This window comes from Saccharospirillum sp. MSK14-1 (assembly GCF_003054965.1).
Lineage (GTDB): Bacteria > Pseudomonadota > Gammaproteobacteria > Pseudomonadales > Natronospirillaceae > Saccharospirillum.
Genome location: NZ_MIES01000017.1, coordinates 1 through 2642, shown reverse-complemented (window position 1 = coordinate 2642; position 2642 = coordinate 1). Strand labels below are relative to the sequence as shown.

1 protein-coding gene is annotated in these 2642 nt (G+C 46.4%); it reads right to left on the bottom strand.

Features of this window, described 5'->3' with window-relative positions:
- A partial coding sequence (locus BGP77_RS02865; RefSeq protein ID WP_146171176.1) for a DUF4158 domain-containing protein occupies positions 1–2049 on the bottom strand: 2049 nt, incomplete at its 3' end.
- Between the last annotated feature and the right edge of the window lie 593 nt (positions 2050–2642).

Below are 2642 nucleotides of genomic sequence, written 5' to 3'. Positions count from 1 at the left end.
GATGTAGTAGTGCTTGAAGATCGGTAACTTTGCCGTGGCGTTGTTGATGCGATCATTCGCGGCGTTCAGGGTTTCCAGACGCAGGTAGTTCGCTTGGATGGTTCGCAGCTGTTCATAACTTCGATCCGAGATTTCAGCTATACCGTAGATCCCTTGGTTTGTAGCATTGGCAATCAGGATTGCTAACAGGTCCACCTCAAACATTCGACTTTTAGAACTCATCCCCAGGACATGTTCAAAGTCATCAATGAACCCTGTATCCCGGTCCACAACCCGCAGTACGTCGGCAATTTCAACAGAGTGCATCTGTTCAAAGAAGGTGTTATTAACCAACTGCTGCTTGTTGCCTGTCGGTAATCGCCACTGACGTTTTCCGCCTTTGTTTTTGAGGATTACATCGCGATCATCGGTCTTTTCCAGATAGTGACTGACCTCATGCAGGCGCAGGGATAATTCAGTTGCCATTTTCGGTATCAGCGATGAAGGCTCTACCATCAATTTAGGCTGCAGTGTGGCTTCAACTAGCGTTTTCTTTTCTCGCTTCCAACGCTGAGTCGATACAAGGTCCGCATCTAGTGCGCGGTACTTGATGACATCCGGCAGCAACAGCTGCCCGTGCAGTCGATCTGGTACCTGAAGATATAGGAACCATTCATACCGAGCTTTGTTAATAGATCCATCCTTGTTGAGCAATAATGGGCGAGTGTGTTTAGGCGGCAATCGCCGATCCAAACAACTTCCGCTCAGTTTGTGGTTTGCCGTCAAGTCCAGTCGAGCTTGATCCAAGACCCGAGCCAGGCGCTGTGTTGGATCTGCGCCTTCAATGCGTAAACAACAGAATAACGATCGTAACAAACCGGTGCGCAACGACGATTCTCGATCTAAGTGCTGCCAAAAAGCTTCGTCCGCCGATTGCTTCTGGTTACCCAAATACCGGCAGACTGAGCTCAGATCCTGAGCACTCAGTACATTGAAGGCTTGTGCCTGTATCGTTTGGAAGCGAGTTTCGGGTGCAATGTCATCATCTAAAAATAGTTCCAACACGTCCGCTGCCTTGCCTACATTGCGTGCAGCTTTCTGCCAGTCTTGATAGATCTGCTCTTTGGCCATGGCTTTAGCGCGGGCTTTGACTTGACGTATATGATGGATGAAGCCATCGGCAATGCGCTCTAAGCATTGCTGGTAACGGCCCTGCAAGTAACTCAGTAGGTACAGCTGTTGGTTCAACGGGTTCTGGCGCTTAAGTTTGGCGCCGTAGTAATCGACCCGTCCAGCATAATAATGCAGATTGGCTTGAGACAGGCTAAGACTCTCCAACACCCGGGTAACATCGTTTATCCATGGGTGAAGATGGTGGTAGACCGCCAGCTCTTTTTCCAGTTCAGTACCGGTAAAATTACGAGCGCTTTGCCGTAGATGCTGCAAAGTAAACGACTGTTCACCAAGCAACAGGTTGACCAACATTTCGCTCAACCCATCGCTACACTCTAAAGCCAGCTTGTTATGAACTGTTTTCTGATGTTGTACGAGCACCTGGCTGATAATTTTCTGTAGTGTGCTGTAGGCTGGAATGGCAATTTTGTTAAAGGCCAGATACTCGATGGCTGCATCGAAGAGCGGTCGAGGTGCCGCCCAACTTTCCGTCTGCTCAAATAAATAATTGTATAACCATTGGTGGTGCTTTCGGGTTGAGTATCTCTGATAGCCTTCAAGCTCAAAGATTTTCTGATAGATGCGCGTTATGGCCTTTGCATCGAGATTAAACGGACGTAACCCCCGACCGGGCAACACATGTTCAGCGATGTACCGAACATCGTGTTTCACTTCGTGATAGCTAGGATTGAACGGGATTGGACGACACTTAAAGTAACCTAAAAGAACGGCAAATATGCAGCGCGTTTGCCGTGACTGCTGTCGATTAATGCGGTTCAGTTCAATGTCGTTAAAAGAGAATAGGAAACGTTGTTCTGATGTAGAAAAGCTTGGTGGGCCATATAACTCAGTTTCTTCAGCTGATGTTAGTATCTGGATTCGTTCGTCATGAGCCATCTAGGTCATCCAAATACTGTAAAAGCTACTGTTGGTGAACAATAAAGTTGTTAACAAATAGCCCTCTAAGTTATTGATTTTCTTAGAGGGCTTTTTTACTAAAAATAATAAAGTTGTTAACTTTTCGCTCATCTGGCCATATTCACCCCAAAAAATGCAACAATAAAGTTGTTAACAAACTACTGAGTTCCAAGCGATTCACCTCTTCAACCCTGAAGCTCAAATCCTTTTCTGCGACGATATTCTTTACAGGCCAATGTTTACATCTGCGTCAAAGGTGACTTCAAATTGCGTACTTCCTAAAAAACTTCCTTGGTTCGACTCGCTAGAGTCGGCTGAATTTTGGCCAGATACAGCCCCTAAAACACTGGTAGCCTTTCCGTATCTCCAGATCGATGACCGCCAACGGGATTTGGTTTTTAGGCGTTTCAACAATGTTTAAGCCTTACATAGAGCTTGATTTTTGGGGAATTGGTTACCATAATGCAGTCAAGTTCTTCGGAACTGGATGAACCTTTACCTAGTGTTTTGGTTCGTGGCTGCGCCTCAGTCGCCGATAAGACTGGGGCATATCTCCCTCCCTTTATTCTCAT